Raw genomic sequence first — 16,005 nt, 5'->3', positions numbered from 1 at the left:
CTTAGGCGGGGTCGTGGGCGAGGTTGGTGGACAGGGCGCGGTGGGCGTTGGCCTGGGCGTGGAGGTCCTTTGCCTTCTGTTCGAAGGTGGCGATCGCGTCGGCGCCGGCGGCGAAACGTCGCGGCGGGGCGTCCTGGGTTGCGAGCTGGATCAGCGCGTCGGCGAGCTTGGCGGGATCGCCTCCCTGCTTGCCGTTCATGCCGGTCCACGCGGCGACGGTCTGCTTGGTGCGTTCGGCGTACTCCTCGATCGAGGGCTCGGCGTAGTTCGTCGACTCGGGCGTGAGCAGTTCGGTGCGGAAGAAGCCGGGCTCGACGAGCATCGTGCGGATGCCGAATGGCGCGATCTCCGGAGTCAGCGACTCGATCCAGCCCTCCACGCCGAACTTGGCGGCCGCGTACGCCATACAGAACTCCTGTCCGACGATGCCGGCGGTCGAGGAGATCGTGACGATGAGGCCCGAGCGCTGGGCACGCATGACCGGAAGGACCGTGCGGGTGACGTTCACCGGGCCGAATAGGGTGGTCTCGAGCTGCGCCCGGAAGTCCTCCGGGCTGATCTCCTCGAAGAAGCCCGCGTAGAAGTTGCCCGCGTTGTTGACCAGTACGTCGATCCGGCCGAATCGGTCGACGGCGGCGCGTACGGCGTACTCGATGCCGGCGGGATCGGTGACGTCGAGTTTGACGACCAGGAGGTCGTCGTACGTGCCGAGCGCGGAGGCGACCCGGTCGGGGTTGCGTCCGGTGGCGACGACGGCGTCTCCGGCGGCCAGGGCGGCCTTCGCGATGTCGACGCCCATGCCGCGGCCGGCGCCGGTGATGAACCAAACCTTCTTGTCAGTCATGCGACTACGGAAACAGGCGGTGCGAGGACGTGGCAGACCCTGAAACAGGGGTACTGACAGGGACCCCCAACCCGGTGGACGCGCTCGTACTGTGGAAGACATGGCAGGCCAGAAGGACGACCGTGACATCCGTGGCGACGCCCGTACGGAGATCCGGGAGTTCCTCAGCACCCGCCGGGCCAAGATCAGTCCGGAGCAGGCAGGCCTACCCGTCTACGGCGGAGCCCGTCGGCGGGTCTCCGGTCTGCGCCGCGAGGAGGTCGCCCTGCTCGCGGGGATCTCGACCGAGTACTACACCCGGCTCGAGCGCGGCAACGCCATCGGCGTCTCCGACAGCGTCATCGACGGCATCACGCACGCACTTCAGCTGGACGACGCCGAGCGGACGCACCTGCTCGACCTGCTCCGGACCGCGGGCACAACACGGCCGCAGCGCCGGCGGCCCACGCTGCAGCGCGTCCGTCCAACAGTGCAGCGCGTCCTGGACTCGATGAGCGGTACGCCGGCCCTCGTGCTCAACGGACGCCTCGACATCCTGGCCGCCAACGTCCTCGGGTCCGCCCTGTTCTCGCCCGTGTACGCCGCACCAGTCCGGCCGCCCAACAACGCCCGGTTCGTCTTCCTCGACCCGCTCGCGACCGAGTTCTTCCGCGACTGGGACACGGTCGCCACCGACACCATCGCCCTGCTCCGCGCCGAGGTCGGCCGGGATCCGTACGACCGGCAGACGTCGGACCTGATCGGGGAGCTGTCCACCCGCAGCGAGCAGTTCCGGGTCCGCTGGGCGGCGTACAACGTCCGGATCCACACCACCGGCGTCAAGCGCTTCCACCACCCGGTCGTCGGGGATCTCGAGCTGCCGTTCGAGTCTTTCCCGCTGGCGGCCGATCCGAGCCAGAGCCTGCTCACCTACACCGCCGAGCCCGGATCCTCGTCGCAGGACGCCCTGAACCTGCTCGCCAGCTGGGCCGCCACCACGACCGAGGCAGACTCCGCGACCGCCGCCGAGCGGGCGGACGGGACCGAGCGATTGACCGATAGATAGCGGGTATATATTCTCGCTATCTATGCGGCCTTTGTTCCTTGCACTGCTGGCCGACGACAGCCGGTACGGGTACGAGCTGAAGCAGTCGTTGGAGCAGGAGTTCGGTGAGATGTTGCCGGCGATGAACGCCGGTCAGGTCTACTCGACGCTTGCCCGGCTCGAGCGGGACGGCCTCGTCGTCGGCCGCAGCGTCGAGGGCGACAGCCGGCGTAAGCGCATGTACGAGCTCACCGAGGCCGGTCAGGCCGAATTGTCGAGCTGGATCGAAGCGCCGGTACCGGGCGCGCGGCTCAAGGACGAATTCTTCATGAAGTTCGTGGTCGTCGTGGCCGCCGGACTGGCCGCGCCGATGAAGCTGATCGAGCGACAGCGGCGCGAGTACCTGCAGTCGTTGCGCGACCTCGACGCGGTACTGGCGGACGGTGGCAAGGGCCCGACGGCCGAGCTGATGGTGGAGGGCGCCGTCCTGCACCTGAAGGCCGGTCTGGAATGGCTGGATCTGATCGAACAACGACTGGCCGTAGGAGCGGAGTCCGCATGACACCCGTGCTCGAGGCGCGAGATCTGGCCAAGACGTACGACACCGGTGGCGCGAAGGTGTTCGCACTGCGAGGCATCGACCTGTCGATCGAGTCGGGTGAGTTCGTCGCGATCACAGGGCCGAGCGGGTGCGGCAAGTCGACGCTGCTGAATCTCCTGGCCGGGCTGGATCGGCCGACCTCGGGGCAGGTCTGGCTCGACGGAGAGCGCATCGACCAGCTCAGCGAGACCGAGCTGGCCCGGCTGCGGCGCCGCAAGGTCGGGTTCGTGTTCCAGTTCTTCAACCTGATGCCGACGCTGTCCGCCGCCGAGAACGTCGAACTGCCGCTGCTCCTGGTCGGCCGGGGTCGGAAGGAAGCCCGCCGATCCGCGAGCACGTTGATGAGCGACCTCGGGATCGGTGACAAGCAAGACGCGGCTCCGGCCCAATTGTCCGGTGGTGAACAACAGCGCGTCGCGTTGGCCCGCGCGCTCGCGAACAGCCCGGACATCGTTCTGGGCGACGAGCCGACCGGAAATCTCGACTCCGTCGCCGCCCGCGAGGTGCTCACCCTGCTCCGCGCGGCCCGGGACCGTGGACAGACGCTGCTGCTGGTGACGCACGACGCGCGCGTCGCCGCTGCTGCCGACCGGGTGATCAATCTCCGCGACGGGCTGGTGTCCGATCAGACCGAGCTACAGCCCGCGCGTCCGGTCGCCTTCCCGTTCGACGGCGACAGCGGATGACCGCGATTCTGCTGAAGCTCGCCTTCGCCGGCATCCGATCGCGGCTGCTCGCGAGCGTACTGACTGTTCTGCTCTCCGGTGCCGCGGCGGCCACCATCGTCCTCGCCCTGGAGGTCGGGGCGACCGCACGCGATCCCTGGCAGCAGACGTTCACCGCGGCGAACGGCGCCCACGCGCTGGCGAACGTGTCCTCCGAAGCCGACGCTCGCACCATCGCGGCGATGCCCGGTGTCGCCGAGCGCGATGAACCCGTCCCGCTCGCGAACGTCGGCCTGGACGGCGAGTCGGACCGGCTGCAGATCGCCGGACTGCAGTCTCCTGCCCGCGTCAACGCGCCGATCCGGATCGAGGGCGCACAGGCGCCCGCGAACGGGATCGTGCTCGAGCGAAGCTTCGCGCGCGCACTCGGACTCAGCGTCGGTACGACGCTGCGGCTCGCCACGGCACGTGGTCCGATCGAGTTGACCGTCGCCGGCATCGCGATCGTCCCCAGTCAGCCGCGCTACCCGCGCCGGAATCCCGGTCTGGCCTGGACGACGCGGTCCACCCTGGAGCGGATCGAGCCGGATCCCGGTCGCTGGCGCTGGACGCAGGCAGTCCGGCTCACCGATCCCGACGCCGCTCCCATGTTCGCCGGCCAGGTCGCGTCGTCCATGCCGCCCGAGAGCGGGAACGTCGAGACCTGGCAGGATCAGCGCGCGGCCGCACTGGGCGATTCGGCTCCGGCACGACTCATCCTGACGACGTACACGATCGTGCTGCTCGTCGTGGTCTTCGCCGTTGTCGCGATCCTGGTCGGCGCCCGCGCCAGCGCGCAGTACCGGGAGATCGGGCTCCTGAAAGCCGTCGGTCTCACCCCGCGGCAGGTGACGGCGGCGTTCGCACTCGAGGCCGCCGGGCTGGGTGTGATCGCGGTGGCCATCGGCTTCGCGGTCGGGGCCGTGCTCGCACCGCAGGTCGCCGCAGCCAGCGCCCAGACGATGCTGGGCTCGCCGACGATGGCGGTGAACCCCTGGCATCTCCTCGCCGCCAGCATCCCGGTACTGCTCGTGCTGATCGGCAGTGCGCGCTCGGCGACCCGACGCAGCACTCGCTTCAGCGCTCTGCAGGCCATCCAATCCGGTACGCCGATGCCCGCGCCGCCATCGCGTCTCGGCCGCATCATGGCGCGCACCTCCCTGCCCGTGCCGATGATGTTGGGCCTCAACGACCTGCTCGCACGACGGCATCGGGCCACCCGGCTTGCGGGCGCGATCGCGGTCACCAGCGCGGCGGTCGTGTTCGCGCTTTGCATGCAAGCATCACTCGACGCGCGGCCGGTCGGCGAAGCCAGCGACGTACCTGACGAGTTGCCGTTGCTCGTCTACACCCTCGACGCCCTGCTCCTGCTGATCACCGTCACGACCATCGTCGCCGTCGCCCTCCTGGCCGTACGCGAGCGCGTCCGCGACTACGCCGTCCTCAAGACCATCGGCCTCACCCCGGGACAGATCGCGTCGAGTCTCCTCGGCGCTCACGCGGTGATGGCGTTGATCGCCGCGATCCTCTCGATACCGCTGGGAATCTTGTTGTACGTCGTCGTGTACGGCATCTCCGGGGGCAGCAGCGAGGACCGTGTCATCGCACCGTGGTGGTGGCTCACACTCGTCCCCATCGGAGCAGTCGTTCTCGTGACTCTCGCGACCAGTCTCCCGGCGCGCCTCGCGACCCGGATCACCACCGCCGACGCGCTGCGCTACCAGTAGATGTCTTTGGAGCGATAGGTTCGGCGGGTGGCCGAAGAGACGATCTCGATCTCCACCGCGCGGCGGATTGCGCTTACTGCGCAGGGATTCGCCGATCCACGGCCGGCTGGGCGAGTCGACGTACGGCACCTCCGGCGGGTGATCGACCGCATCGGCGTACTGCAGGTCGACTCGGTGAACGTGTTGTGCCGTTCGCACTACCTGCCGCTGTTCGCCCGGTTGGGTCCTTACTCTCGTACGGCGCTGGACAGGATGTGCTGGGGTGACGACCGGGAGCTGTTCGAGTTCTTCTGGGGTCACAAGGCGAGCCTGATTCCTCTGAGCAGCTACCCGTTGCTGCGCTGGCGGATGCGGGCGGCCGAACGGCAGATCTGGAACGCTTCGCTGGATCCGGAGTTGGCGGTGCCATGTTCGGTCGTCGAAGGTATGCGCCGGCTGAGCGAAGAACGGCCCGGCCTCGTCGACGACGTACTGGCCACGGTCACCGAACGCGGGCCGATCACGGCCGGCGAGGCGAACCCCGACGGCCAGCGCCGCAGAACGACCGACCCGGACCCGGATCCGAGCACCGGCCGGATGTGGAACTGGCAGGACGCCAAGATCGCGATCGAGTACCTGCTCTGCACGGGCCAGGTCACGATCGCGGGCCGGCGTAATTTCGAGCGCCTGTACGACCTGACCGAACGGGTGCTGCCGGCCGGCGTACTGTCCGAGCTTGGCGCCGACGAGGCCCGACGGGAGCTGGTCCGGATCTCGGCCCGCGCACTCGGTGTCGCCACGGCGCGCGAACTGTGCGGCGTCAGTGGTGGCACCGGCTACTTCCCGTTGCCCACGGCAACCGCAAAGCAGGTGATCGGCGAACTGCTCGACGCCGGCGACCTGATCCCGATACGCGTCGAAGGAGTGCCCCAGCAGAGCTACCTGTCGTCGGATGCCGAGGACCGGCCGATCCGGGCGCGTGCCCTACTCTCACCGTTCGACTCGCTGATCTGGAACCGCGACCGTACCCACCGGCTGTTCGACTTCTTCTACCGAATCAGCATCTACACACCAGCCGCACAACGGGTACACGGCTACTACGTGCTGCCGTTCCTACTCGGTGACCGCCTGGTCGCCCGAGTCGACCTAAAGGCCGATCGCCAGAACTCCGCCCTGCTCGTCCCCACCGTCACCGCCGAACCCGGCATACCCGACACCGAGATCGCCGAACCGCTTGCCGCCGAGCTCAACCTGATGGCCCGCTGGCTGGAACTCGACCAAGTCCTCATCACCGCCCAAGGCAACCTGGGCCGAGCCCTGGGTGAGTTATGAAGAGGGCGGCGGGTTCCAGCCGGCTGGCGGGTGTTGAGGGCGTCAGTGCTTGGAGACGCGATAACGCAGGTGGGTAGCGGCCCCCGCGACGGGCTTTCCCGCCGGGATCAGCTCGGCCGGCACCCCATCGAACAGCCGCGTCCCCGACCCCAGCAGCAGGGGCACGAGATGGATCCACACCTCGTCGAGCAGGCCCGCCCTGAGCAGGTTCCGGGCGACGTCCGCACCCAGCACTACAACGTCCTTGTCCCCCGCGGCCTCTTTGGCACGCCGGGCCGCGGACTCCAGCTCATCGAAGGCGAACGTCCCGCCGTTGTCACCGAGAAGGTCTTCCCTGGTCCGGTGGGTGACCACGAAGCTCGGGACGCCGGGCCACGGCGTACCGCCCCACGGGCTCAGACCGAGCTCGAAGGTGTGCCGTCCGATGATGGTGGCTCCCACCATCGCGTCCAACTCCTGGCGGACGCCGATGTCGACCTCTCCGTCCGGCCCCTTCCCGGCAACCCAGTCGTGCAGCCGTTCGCCGCCGTCCCCCATCGGCTCGTCCTGCCGGACGTTCGGTCCGGCCGAGAATCCATCCAGGGACACTGATACATCCAGCACTATCTTGCTCATCGCGGGTTCCTTTCGCTTCGCCGGGCCGCCGTCCGGCCCTGTCGTGGGAAGGTCGGAGCCGACTGACCCGACTTGACATGACTGTCCGGGAGGCGGTGTCGGATCGGGGCTGAGGTGTTCGTAGCAGGGGTGGGAGGACGCCCACGAGGGACGCCCTCAACAAGAAGGGAACCACGATCATGAAACTGACGACTGTCACGAACGTCTCTGTCGATGGAGTGATGCAGGGGCTCGGCGGGTCGGACGAGGACCGCAGGGGCGGATTCGAGCGCGGTGGATGGGCCCTGCCGCTGTTCAGCGGCGAGGCCGAGACGTTCCTCGGCCAGGTCTACCAGCGCGCCGACGCGTTCCTGTTCGGCCGGCGGACCTACGAGATCTTCGCCGGCTCCTGGGGAGTAATGGAAGATCCGGGCAGCAGCCCCATCGCAGCGGCGTTGAACACGCGGCCCAAGTACGTCGCATCGAGCACTCTCACCGACCCGCAATGGGTGGACACGACCGTCCTCTCCGGTGACGTCGCGGCGGCCGTCCGCGAGCTGAAAGCCAAGCCAGGGGGTGAGCTGCAGGTACACGGCAGCGGCAGCCTGGTCCGCTGGCTGTTCGACAACCAGCTTGTCGACGAGATCATCCTGCTCACCTATCCCGTGGTCGTCGGCCAGGGCGTTCGGCTGTTCCCCGATGCCGGCCCGGACAGAGCGCTCGACCTGGTCGACTCGCGAGCCACCCCTGAGGGGATCACGATCCAGGTCTACCGGCCAACCGGGCGCCCGCAGTACGCAACGACCTGAAGCACGTGACATTGGTGCGCCAGAATGTTCTTGAAAGAAGTCCGGCAGGCGGTGTCGGATCGGGGCAGAGGTGTTCGTTGCAGGGGTGAGCGGGCGTCCACGAGGGGCACCCCCAAACCACAGGAGATGAGATGCAGTACCTGGTTTCCGTGATCGACGACAAGACCAACTCCGGCACCCCGGACGAGATGGTTGCCATCAACGCGTTCAACGACCGGCTCGTGGCCGAGGGCAATTGGGTCTTCGCCGGCGGCCTCAGCTCGCCCAGCGCGGCCACCGTCATCGACAACCGGGGTGGGGACGCGATGTTCACCGACGGGCCGTTCCTGGAGTCGAAGGAGTATATGGCCGGCTTCTGGGTGATGGAGGCCCCGGACCTCGACGTGGCGCTCAAGCTCGCCGCCGAGGGGTCGAAGGCCTGCAATCGGAAGGTCGAGGTGCGGCCGTTCCTGTGAGCGTGGCCGACGTCCGGGAGGCGATCACCCAGGTCCACCACAAGGAATGGGCGCGGGTGGTCGCGGCCCTGACCAGGCGTTTCGGTGACCTCGACATCGCCGAGGAGGCGGCGGCCGAGGCGTTCGCGACCGCCGTCGCGCGGTGGCCGGCCGACGGCGTACCGCCCAACCCAGGTGCCTGGCTGACCACCACCGCCAACCACAAGGCCATCGACCGGATCCGGCGCGAGAACAAGCGTGACGACAAGCAAAGGGAGGCTCAGATGTTGTACGACGACGACCCGCCCGAGCCTCTCGGCGCCGTCGACGACGAGCGGCTCCGGCTGATCTTCACCTGCTGTCACCCGGCGCTCGCGATGGAGACCCGCGTGGCGCTGACGCTGCGCATGGTCGGCGGCCTGACCGTGCCCGAGATCGCCCGTGCCTTCCTGGTGCAGGAGGCCACCACGGGGCAGCGGATCACCCGCGCTAAGGCCAAGATCAAGGCTGCTCGCATCCCTTATCGGGTGCCGTCCGCGGAGGATCTCCCGGCGCGCGTCTCCGGCGTACTGGCCGTCCTCTTCCTCGTCTTCAACGAGGGCTACCTGGCGACCGGCCCCGACACCGATCCTGTACGTCATGACCTGACCGCCGAGGCGATCCGGCTCACTCGCCTCATCCGTGCGCTCCTGCCGGACGACGGCGAGGTGGCCGGGCTGCTGGCGCTGATGCTCCTCACCGAGGCCCGCCGCACCGCCCGGGTTTCGGTGAGCGGCGAACTGGTCCCCCTCGACGAGCAGGACCGTGGGGCCTGGGACGCGGCGCTGATCGCCGAAGGTCATCGGCTGGTGCGCGAGCGCCTGGCCACCGGCCTGGCTCCGGGGCGCTACCAGATCCTCGCAGCGATCAACGCAGTGCACACCTCCGCCCGCGACATGCGCGACACGGACTGGTCGCAGGTCGTCGCCCTCTACGACCAGCTCGTCCGCCTCGACCCCTCGCCGATCGTCGCCATGAACCGGGCCATCGCGGTCGCCGAGCTCGACGGCCCGGAGGTAGCACTGGCGGCCGTCGACCGTCTCGAGGACAAGTTGGCCGGCTATCACGCCTACCACGCGACCCGCGCCGACCTGCTGCGCCGGCTGGGCCGCAGTCAGCAGTCGCGCGCGGCGTACGACAAAGCCATCGAGCTGACGGGCAACACCGCCGAGACCGCCTACCTGACCCGCCGCCGCGACCAGCTGGGGTAGTCCTGGTCCACCCGTGGGCCAGGTCGGGCGTGTCAGGCGACCGCGGCTACACCGACTACCCACACCTCGGGCAGGAGTGACACCATGGATTTCACGCAGCAGGAGACCGGTCCCATGAACGAAACTGCACCTGTCCTGGTGGTCGGCGGCACCGGGCATCTCGGTAGCCTTGTGGTCGACGAGTTGCTTGCTCGCGGCAAGAAGGTGCGGGCGCTCGTCCGACCCGGCTCAAACGCGTCCAAGCTCGAATCCAAGGGCGTCGAGATCGCCCGCGGCGACATGCTCGACCTGGACTCCCTGGTGGCCGCGATGACCGGCGCCGACGCCGTCATCACCACAGCCGCCGGCTACACCGGGCGGAACAAGAACGCCACCGAGATCGACACGATCGGCAACTCCAACCTCGCTGAGGCCGCCCACCAGGCCGGCGTACGTCGCTTCGTGCTGACCAGCATCCTCACCAGCGACCAGACTCCGGACGTCTCGCACTTCTGGCACAAGAAGCTCGCCGAGGACAAGCTCGAACAACTCGGCGTCCCCTTCGTCGCGTTGCGTCCTGGCGCGTTCCTCGACCAGATCACCCAACTGGGCGGCGACCCGTTCGAGAAGAAGCGCCTGATGTGGTTCGGCACCAAGACCGTCCCACTGACCTTCGTACTCACCGCCGACCTGGCCGGCTATCTCGCTGCCGCGGTCGACGCACCCGGCGTCGACGGCCAACGCATCGACATCGGCTGGGACCGCCCGGTCAGCATGCAGAACATCGCCGACATCGCCACCCGCCTGCTCGGCGCGAAGGTCAAGGTCCGCGCCGTCCCCACAGGCCCCATTCGAGCCATCGGCGCCGTCGCCGGACCGTTCCTGCCACTCTTCAAGGACATGAGCGCCATGCTCGCCTGGTTGGGCACCGGCAAGTACGTCGCCGACACCACCCGCCAACGCGAAGTCTTCGGGCCCGTACCCACCGCCGAAGACGCCCTCAAACGCTTCATCACCCACCTCGGCCACCCCACTCGCGACCAAACCTGACGATCTGCCCGTTCGTGCAGAGGGTGTCGCGGTCGTGGCGGGGGTGGGGGGCGAGCGGCTATGTTGGGCGGAGGGTGGGCTTATCCGTCGAAACCATGCCGGCGAGGTTGCTCGATGCTGCGGAAGTACGGGTATGCGTTTCATGTCGCCCTGGACGGGTCGGGGTTGAACGGGCTGGACGGCCGGGCCGGGGTCTGCGTTTTCCTGTACGACGCGGCGAGCGGGGATCACGCGTACAAGGTCACGTACTACGACGGGATCGCCGGCGGACATGCGCCGAGTGTCGATCCCGGCGGGCGGATCGGGTTCCTCGGCAACATGGGGCAGCACCTGCTGTTCTACGACGCCGCCACCGCCGAGGAGGCGAACCGGGTGTCGACGCTGCGGTTCGAGATACCCGACACCACGATCCAGTCGAGCACGCACCTGATCTGGCTGGACCAGGCCGAGTTCATCACCTCGATCGGCGAACACTTCTGGAAGTTCGACGTCAACCGCCTCGGCAAGGCGGAGCGGATCGCCCCACATGGGCTCAAGGTCCCGCACGCGATGAAGCGGACGGCGTCCGGCCGGTACATCGTCTACGGCGGCATGGACCATCCGGAGTACGGCGAAGCGAAGGAAGTGGGGATCTTCGACACCGTCACCGGGTCAGCCCGGCGGGTCCGGCTGCCGACCACCTGCTGGCATCTCGCGTGTCACCCGGATCTGGACGTCTTCTACGCGATCTCGTTCCGGGTGCGGCCCGGCGACGGCCATGACTGGCAGGAGTGGGGGATGGCGTACTCGCGCGAGTATGCGTACGAGATCGACGCGGAAACAGGTCAGGTACTGCGGCACTGGTCGGCCGGTCGCGAAGTGCCGGCCCACATCAACTCCGACGTCTGCGTATCCGGGACCGAGCTGATCTTCTGCACCGGCGGCAGCCAGACCGTCGTCCTGATCGACCTGGACACCATGGCGACCCACCGGCTGATCGACGAGAACCCGGGCCCGTTCTCGTTGTCCACCAACTCCCGCCAGGCCGCCCAGACCGTGATCGACAGTCTCGCGCGCGGATCCGTCTTCACCAACGCCGATCTGCACACCGCCGCCCTGCAGGTCAGCCGCGGCGCCTTGATCGACGGGATCTACGCCTGCCAGTTGTCCGCGGACCACAGCCTGCTGTTCACGGCGAACCGCGGCCAGAACCACATCACCATCTACGACTACCCCTCGCTCGAGCTGCGGCTGCGGGTGCCGATGCCCGAGCTCCAGGAGTTCGACCCACGGCTGTCGTCGTGGTCGGACCCGCGGCTGGGGTTCCACCACTCCTGGCTGGTCAGCCCGGCCGGACAGCACACCAATCCCACCACCGAAGAGGCGATCCACCGATGAACGCAACCAACGACACGACATCGGCGAGCAAGCTCGCCAGCGAGTCGGTGCAAGCCGTCACCGACCTGACCAAGAAGGTCGTCGACACGCAGTTGAAGCTGACCCAGGAGTACCTCGACGCCGCGCGCGCCGTGCTGTCCGGTGACGCGGACAAGGTCGCGGCGGCACGGACCTTCCTCGAGTCGGCGCAGCGCGAAGCCGAGACCTACTTCAGCCGGATCACCGAGCTGAGCGTCGCCTTCGGCAGCGGCGTGCTCGAACTCGGCGATCAGGTGACCCGGACGGTCCTGGACGAGGTGACCACGGCCGCCGGCCACAAGGAACCCGACAAGGAAGCCAAGAAGGCTGCCCCGAGCCGGGCTCGCAAGGCAACCAGCTAGAGGGGTCGCGGGACCAGTCGCCTGGCCGACCTGACCTCGGCCATCGGCTGCAGTCCTTCGCGCACCCAGCGCGGCAGGTGGTCGCTGGCCAGCAGCCACGCCAGCGCTTCCGCGACCGCCTGGCGGGCCGAGCCGGGTGAGTACCCCAACGCGGCTGCCTTTTCGTGGCTGTACCAGTAGTACCGGCCGATGGTCAGCGCCTCGTCCCGGGTGGCTAGTGGCTCACTGCCGAGGCGCGACGCGACGAACTCCGATGCGGCTGCGACCGCGACCGCCACGGACGACGGGACCTCGGCGTACGGTCCGGGGACCCCGGCCAGATCGGCGACGGTTGCGTGCAGCAAGCGCCATGACAGGTTCTCTCCGCCGAGCAGGTACCGCTCCCCCGGTACGCCGACGTCCGCGAGCAGCACGTGTCCCCGGGCGACGTCGCCGGCACTGACGACGTTGCAGCCACCCGGGTAGGTACTCCGGGTCGGGTCGAGCAAGTAGCGGAGCAGGATCGCGTTGCTCGGCACCAGCCGCCTGGACGGCCCACCGAGAACCACAGTCGGGCAGGCGACGACCACCTCGACGCCGTACTCCGCGCCGGTCTCGAACGCGACCCGCTCCTGCCGCACCTTGCTGGCGAAGTACGCCGGTACGGGCTCGTCACCGAGTCGACCGGACTCGTCCCGCACGACCGGACCAGCACTGGACCCCACCGTCACCGAGGACGACGTGACGACGACCCGGGGTACTCCGGCTTCGGCAGCAGCCCGTACGACGTTCCGGGTGCCCTCGACGTTCACCTGTTCGATCTCGTCCTGCCGGGACTCGTCGTACGCATACACGGCGGCACAGTGGATCACCGACGTACCACCAGACATCGCCTTGACCAGACTGCCCGGTACGTCGAGTCGGGCGAAGCGCGGTTCGGTACCTGCGGGTGACTGCGCTTCGTTGCGGACCGCGGCAACCACCGAGCGACCGGACTCCACCAGCACCTTGCACACCTGCGTCCCGACGAGTCCGGTGGCGCCGGTGACGACCACAGTCATGACCGTCGCCTCGCCGAGTCGGAGGAGGAGCCACTGAAGTGCCTGAAACCATGTGCATCGACCAGCACAGGCTGCGGCCGCCCCGAGCCGCGCAGCCGATCACCGACCGGCTCCTCCGCCAGCCACTCCTTGGCTACCTCGAGCAGCAGCGACGCGCTCTCGGTCGGCAGCGGCGAGTGCTCCGGATCCCGGCCGATGCGGTGATCCCGTCCCTCGAAGCAGGCCTCGAGATTGTCGAACGTCGCAGTGAAGAATCGCCGGTACGCATCCTCGACCAGCGGCGCCTTGAGCTCCGGGAACCGATCGAGATCGACCGCTTTCCAGAACGCCGGAAGTGTGAACAGTTGCCGGCCCATCACGGTCACCCGGGTCCGTTCGCCGGGCGCCGCCGCGAACGTGAGCGCACCGTCGTCGTACGTCGCCGAGTCGTTGGGGCTGGCCACGGTCCGCCAGGACAGTCGCTGCATGTCGTCGCCGTACTCGACCAGCTCGATCTTGCAAACGTCGATCGGCAAGCCGCCCCACGAGGCGAGGTAGTTCGGCTGCGGGAGATACAGGTTGCGCTCGGCCTGCAGGATCGGTCTGCCCAATTCGTCCTGCTTGATCGGCACCACGCGACCGCCGAGGTAGTCGGCCATCAGGCTGATCCCCCGGCTGATGTCGACCCGCTCGACGAACTCCTCGTACGGCGCCTCCAGCAGCCGCGAGATCTCGAAGACGACGGAGCCGTCGAGATACGTCCAGTGCAGTCCGTCGTCGCGTGGATGCCCCGCAAGCAACTGTTCGAAGGCGGCCAGGTAGGCGGGGATCGCCTCGTACTCCGCTTCGTCGTACCCGGCCGGGTCGAAGCCAAGTGGTACGTCGATCCGGCCGACGCGCCCCTTGTCGAACACCGTCGACCAGGCGTCAAGCAACGCGCGACCGGACGACGCGCCGTACCCCAGCGCAGCGAATCCCGCCGCCAGCATCGCCTCGCCACCACGCTCCTCGACTGCCTCGACCCCCTGCCGGAGTGCGGCAAGGACCGGATCGCCTTCGTCGTCGCGACGCAGCGCCGCAGCGGCCACTCGTTCGGCAACCGGACCGGCGGCACGGACCGCTTCACGGGTCAACGGCGGCGCGGTGAGCCAACCGGTGAACGGAGTCAGGTCCCCGACGATGCTCCGGCCCTCCGGCAGGCCGATCTCCCGCAGCGCCGCCTGGACCGGGCGGGACACGGCCGGATCCTGGCCGTGCAGTCGCGCGATCACGACATCGGCGAGCAGCGCGTCATCGGCGACGACGAGTGCGCAGGTCTCCAGCGGTTCGAACCGGGACCGCCCAGAGATGCCATGGCTCGAGACCGTCGCGTCGATCACCGCGACCGCGGCCGGAAGCCGGCGATGAACCTCCACCGCGAGGTCGGCCCGGCTGATCTCAGGGCCCGCGACGACGACCTCCGCCAGCAGTTCGAGACAACCCGCGTACCCATCGGCAAGGTCGGACGCACTCCGCGCGAGCACGATCCGCAAGGCGGCATCCACCCACACCTTGCTCACGTCCCGGTCGGCAAGAACGCTGCTCGCCGGCACCGGCGCAGGAACCAGCTCGCTGTGGAGATCCACCAGCGCGTACTCGTTGCCCGCAGCCGTAGTACCGGTCAGTCCCGCAGCCGCCGCAAGCGCATCGACATCGCCCACACCCGCATCCCGATCCAGCAGCGTGCACGCACCGGCGACGGCAACCGACGTCCATCCCCGCTCGCAGAGCAGGTCGACGAGTTCATCGACCACCCGCGGCTCGACCGCCGCCGGCCCCGACAGCCCGGCCAGCATCACAGCCGACGCCCGCCGCTTCGAAGGCGGCTTCAGGTCTACCCCCGCATCCCGCAGCCCATCCCGAACCAGCCGGATCGCCTCGTCGACCGAGTCCGCACGCACCACCGCGGCACCCGGCGTCCCCTCCCTCAGCCCCAGAGCCACCCACCCATCAGACCAGACCCATCCACCCACTGACCAGCATTTGCCCTTTCGGCCCGCCGTGCTCCCGCCCCACCCGGTCAAGGCAGAGACAATGAGGTATGACGCTGGCCGGCGAACTGCGGGTGATGTCCGACTTTCTTGCCCGGCGTGATGTTGCCGGGCTGACGGAGCCGGTCGATCTGATCGTGTTGATGGGGAGTGCCGTCATCGAGTCCGTCGAGGTGGTGGCAGCGGCGTACCAGAGCGGCGTCGCCAGGCGGATCCTGATCAGCGGTGGGATCGGGCACTCGACGCGGTACCTGGTCGAGGCGATCGAGCGGAGAAAGCTCGACGTGGCAACCAACGCGCGACCCGAGTCGCACATCTTCGCCGACCTCTTGCGGGATCAGGTGGATCGGGACGCGATCACGATCGAGGACCAGTCGACCAACTGCGGAGAGAACGCGGAGTTCGCAAGCCGGCTGATCACCGATGAGAAGACCGTTGTGCTGGTGCAGGATCCGACCATGCAGCGGCGGACCCATGCCTCCTTCGAGCGAGCTTGCCGGGATCGGCGACACCTTGAGCTGATCAGCTTCGCCCCGGTCCTTCCGCGCGTCGGCGCCGAGGTGGGCGACGGGCCGGATGCGATCTGGTCGACCGGGCGGTTCACGTCGTTGGTGCTCGGCGAGATCCGGCGATTGCGGGATGATGCCGACGGCTACGGTCCACGCGGACGTGACTTCATCGATCACGTGGGCATCCCAGCCGACGTACTCGTTGCCTATCGCAACGTCGCCGCACGGAACCAAGAACTGGTCCGCCCGGCCGGCGGCTGACCGGCACCGGCCGACGCGATTGCCGACCTTGAACAACAGGCGTCAGCTGCCTGAACAACCGGAGCCGTCGCACTACAGTGGGTAGTCATTTCACCAATCTGA

General features: G+C 68.3%; 16 protein-coding genes. 12 read left to right on the top strand and 4 right to left on the bottom strand.

Annotation, left to right across the window (positions count from 1 at the left end; all coding sequences use genetic code 11):
• Nucleotide 1: 1 nt before the first annotated feature.
• Nucleotides 2-844 (bottom strand): SDR family oxidoreductase, encoded by an 843-nt coding sequence (locus EV643_RS19870; protein ID WP_133801593.1) that lies wholly within the window; start codon nt 842-844, stop codon nt 2-4.
• A 100-nt stretch (nt 845-944) separates the two neighbouring features.
• Here EV643_RS19870 and EV643_RS19865 point away from each other — a divergent pair, with 100 nt between their 5' ends.
• From EV643_RS19865 to EV643_RS19845, 5 genes are read left to right on the top strand one after another with little or no spacing between them, the layout of a single operon-like run.
• Nucleotides 945-1,889, top strand: a complete 945-nt coding sequence (locus EV643_RS19865; RefSeq protein WP_133801592.1) for a helix-turn-helix transcriptional regulator — start codon at nt 945-947, stop codon at nt 1,887-1,889.
• Nucleotides 1,890-1,911: 22 nt separating this feature from the next.
• Nucleotides 1,912-2,430, top strand: a complete 519-nt coding sequence (locus tag EV643_RS19860; protein ID WP_133801591.1) for a PadR family transcriptional regulator — start codon at nt 1,912-1,914, stop codon at nt 2,428-2,430.
• Nucleotides 2,427-3,155 (top strand): ABC transporter ATP-binding protein, encoded by a 729-nt coding sequence (locus tag EV643_RS19855; RefSeq protein WP_133801590.1) that lies wholly within the window; start codon nt 2,427-2,429, stop codon nt 3,153-3,155. Before EV643_RS19860 ends, EV643_RS19855 begins: the two co-directional genes overlap by 4 nt.
• Nucleotides 3,152-4,900 carry an ABC transporter permease gene (locus tag EV643_RS19850; protein ID WP_133801589.1) on the top strand — a complete coding sequence of 583 codons (1,749 nt, stop codon included), beginning with the start codon at nt 3,152-3,154 and terminating at the stop codon, nt 4,898-4,900. Before EV643_RS19855 ends, EV643_RS19850 begins: the two co-directional genes overlap by 4 nt.
• A gap of 27 nt (nt 4,901-4,927) precedes the next feature.
• Nucleotides 4,928-6,211, top strand: coding sequence for a winged helix-turn-helix domain-containing protein (locus tag EV643_RS19845; protein WP_133801588.1), 1,284 nt, complete (start codon nt 4,928-4,930; stop codon nt 6,209-6,211).
• A gap of 42 nt (nt 6,212-6,253) precedes the next feature.
• Here the strand turns inward: EV643_RS19845 and EV643_RS19840 are convergent, their stop codons facing one another.
• Nucleotides 6,254-6,826, bottom strand: coding sequence for a dihydrofolate reductase family protein (locus EV643_RS19840; RefSeq protein WP_133801587.1), 573 nt, complete (start codon nt 6,824-6,826; stop codon nt 6,254-6,256).
• Nucleotides 6,827-7,005: 179 nt separating this feature from the next.
• On the opposite strand from EV643_RS19840, the gene EV643_RS19835 reads away from it, so the two are divergent.
• The 6 genes from EV643_RS19835 (at nt 7,006) to EV643_RS19810 (ending at nt 12,084) form a co-directional block, all read left to right on the top strand.
• Nucleotides 7,006-7,614, top strand: a complete 609-nt coding sequence (locus tag EV643_RS19835) for a dihydrofolate reductase family protein (RefSeq protein ID WP_133801586.1) — start codon at nt 7,006-7,008, stop codon at nt 7,612-7,614.
• Nucleotides 7,615-7,745: 131 nt separating this feature from the next.
• Complete coding sequence (locus EV643_RS19830) at nt 7,746-8,069, top strand: YciI family protein (protein ID WP_133801585.1); 324 nt, start codon at nt 7,746-7,748, stop codon at nt 8,067-8,069.
• Nucleotides 8,066-9,298: an RNA polymerase sigma factor gene (locus EV643_RS19825; protein WP_370452321.1), complete on the top strand. Its 1,233-nt coding sequence runs from the start codon at nt 8,066-8,068 to the stop codon at nt 9,296-9,298. The genes EV643_RS19830 and EV643_RS19825 overlap by 4 nt, the downstream gene beginning before the upstream one ends.
• A gap of 114 nt (nt 9,299-9,412) precedes the next feature.
• On the top strand, nt 9,413-10,327 hold the full coding sequence (locus tag EV643_RS19820; RefSeq protein ID WP_133801584.1) for an SDR family oxidoreductase: 915 nt from the start codon (nt 9,413-9,415) through the stop codon (nt 10,325-10,327).
• Between the two features lie 114 nt (nt 10,328-10,441).
• Nucleotides 10,442-11,704: a YncE family protein gene (locus EV643_RS19815; protein WP_202869641.1), complete on the top strand. Its 1,263-nt coding sequence runs from the start codon at nt 10,442-10,444 to the stop codon at nt 11,702-11,704.
• Nucleotides 11,701-12,084 carry a hypothetical protein gene (locus EV643_RS19810; protein ID WP_133801583.1) on the top strand — a complete coding sequence of 128 codons (384 nt, stop codon included), beginning with the start codon at nt 11,701-11,703 and terminating at the stop codon, nt 12,082-12,084. The genes EV643_RS19815 and EV643_RS19810 overlap by 4 nt, the downstream gene beginning before the upstream one ends.
• Here EV643_RS19810 and EV643_RS19805 read toward each other — a convergent pair.
• On the bottom strand, nt 12,081-13,124 hold the full coding sequence (locus EV643_RS19805; protein WP_133801582.1) for an NAD-dependent epimerase/dehydratase family protein: 1,044 nt from the start codon (nt 13,122-13,124) through the stop codon (nt 12,081-12,083). The two genes, EV643_RS19810 and EV643_RS19805, sit on opposite strands and share 4 nt — an antisense overlap.
• On the bottom strand, nt 13,121-15,085 hold the full coding sequence (locus EV643_RS19800) for an SRPBCC family protein (protein WP_133801581.1): 1,965 nt from the start codon (nt 15,083-15,085) through the stop codon (nt 13,121-13,123). The genes EV643_RS19805 and EV643_RS19800 overlap by 4 nt, the downstream gene beginning before the upstream one ends.
• A gap of 98 nt (nt 15,086-15,183) precedes the next feature.
• On the opposite strand from EV643_RS19800, the gene EV643_RS19795 reads away from it, so the two are divergent.
• Nucleotides 15,184-15,903, top strand: a complete 720-nt coding sequence (locus tag EV643_RS19795; RefSeq protein ID WP_133801580.1) for a YdcF family protein — start codon at nt 15,184-15,186, stop codon at nt 15,901-15,903.
• Nucleotides 15,904-16,005 lie beyond the last annotated feature (102 nt).

This window comes from Kribbella caucasensis (genome assembly GCF_004361855.1).
Lineage (GTDB): Bacteria > Actinomycetota > Actinomycetes > Propionibacteriales > Kribbellaceae > Kribbella > Kribbella caucasensis.
Note: the sequence above shows the minus strand (reverse complement) of the source record. Positions and strands in the feature narration are given on the sequence as shown.

What these genes read in the sequence shown, in the direction of transcription:
- EV643_RS19870 (WP_133801593.1), bottom strand. Translation starts at nt 844, where the DNA reads ATGACTGACAAGAAGGTTTGGTTCATCACCGGCGCCGGCCGCGGCATG.
- EV643_RS19865 (WP_133801592.1), top strand. Translation starts at nt 945, where the DNA reads ATGGCAGGCCAGAAGGACGACCGTGACATCCGTGGCGACGCCCGTACG.
- EV643_RS19860 (WP_133801591.1), top strand. Translation starts at nt 1,912, where the DNA reads ATGCGGCCTTTGTTCCTTGCACTGCTGGCCGACGACAGCCGGTACGGG.
- EV643_RS19855 (WP_133801590.1), top strand. Translation starts at nt 2,427, where the DNA reads ATGACACCCGTGCTCGAGGCGCGAGATCTGGCCAAGACGTACGACACC.
- EV643_RS19850 (WP_133801589.1), top strand. Translation starts at nt 3,152, where the DNA reads ATGACCGCGATTCTGCTGAAGCTCGCCTTCGCCGGCATCCGATCGCGG.
- EV643_RS19840 (WP_133801587.1), bottom strand. Translation starts at nt 6,826, where the DNA reads ATGAGCAAGATAGTGCTGGATGTATCAGTGTCCCTGGATGGATTCTCG.
- EV643_RS19835 (WP_133801586.1), top strand. Translation starts at nt 7,006, where the DNA reads ATGAAACTGACGACTGTCACGAACGTCTCTGTCGATGGAGTGATGCAG.
- EV643_RS19830 (WP_133801585.1), top strand. Translation starts at nt 7,746, where the DNA reads ATGCAGTACCTGGTTTCCGTGATCGACGACAAGACCAACTCCGGCACC.
- EV643_RS19820 (WP_133801584.1), top strand. Translation starts at nt 9,413, where the DNA reads ATGAACGAAACTGCACCTGTCCTGGTGGTCGGCGGCACCGGGCATCTC.
- EV643_RS19815 (WP_202869641.1), top strand. Translation starts at nt 10,442, where the DNA reads ATGCTGCGGAAGTACGGGTATGCGTTTCATGTCGCCCTGGACGGGTCG.
- EV643_RS19810 (WP_133801583.1), top strand. Translation starts at nt 11,701, where the DNA reads ATGAACGCAACCAACGACACGACATCGGCGAGCAAGCTCGCCAGCGAG.
- EV643_RS19805 (WP_133801582.1), bottom strand. Translation starts at nt 13,124, where the DNA reads ATGACTGTGGTCGTCACCGGCGCCACCGGACTCGTCGGGACGCAGGTG.
- EV643_RS19795 (WP_133801580.1), top strand. Translation starts at nt 15,184, where the DNA reads ATGACGCTGGCCGGCGAACTGCGGGTGATGTCCGACTTTCTTGCCCGG.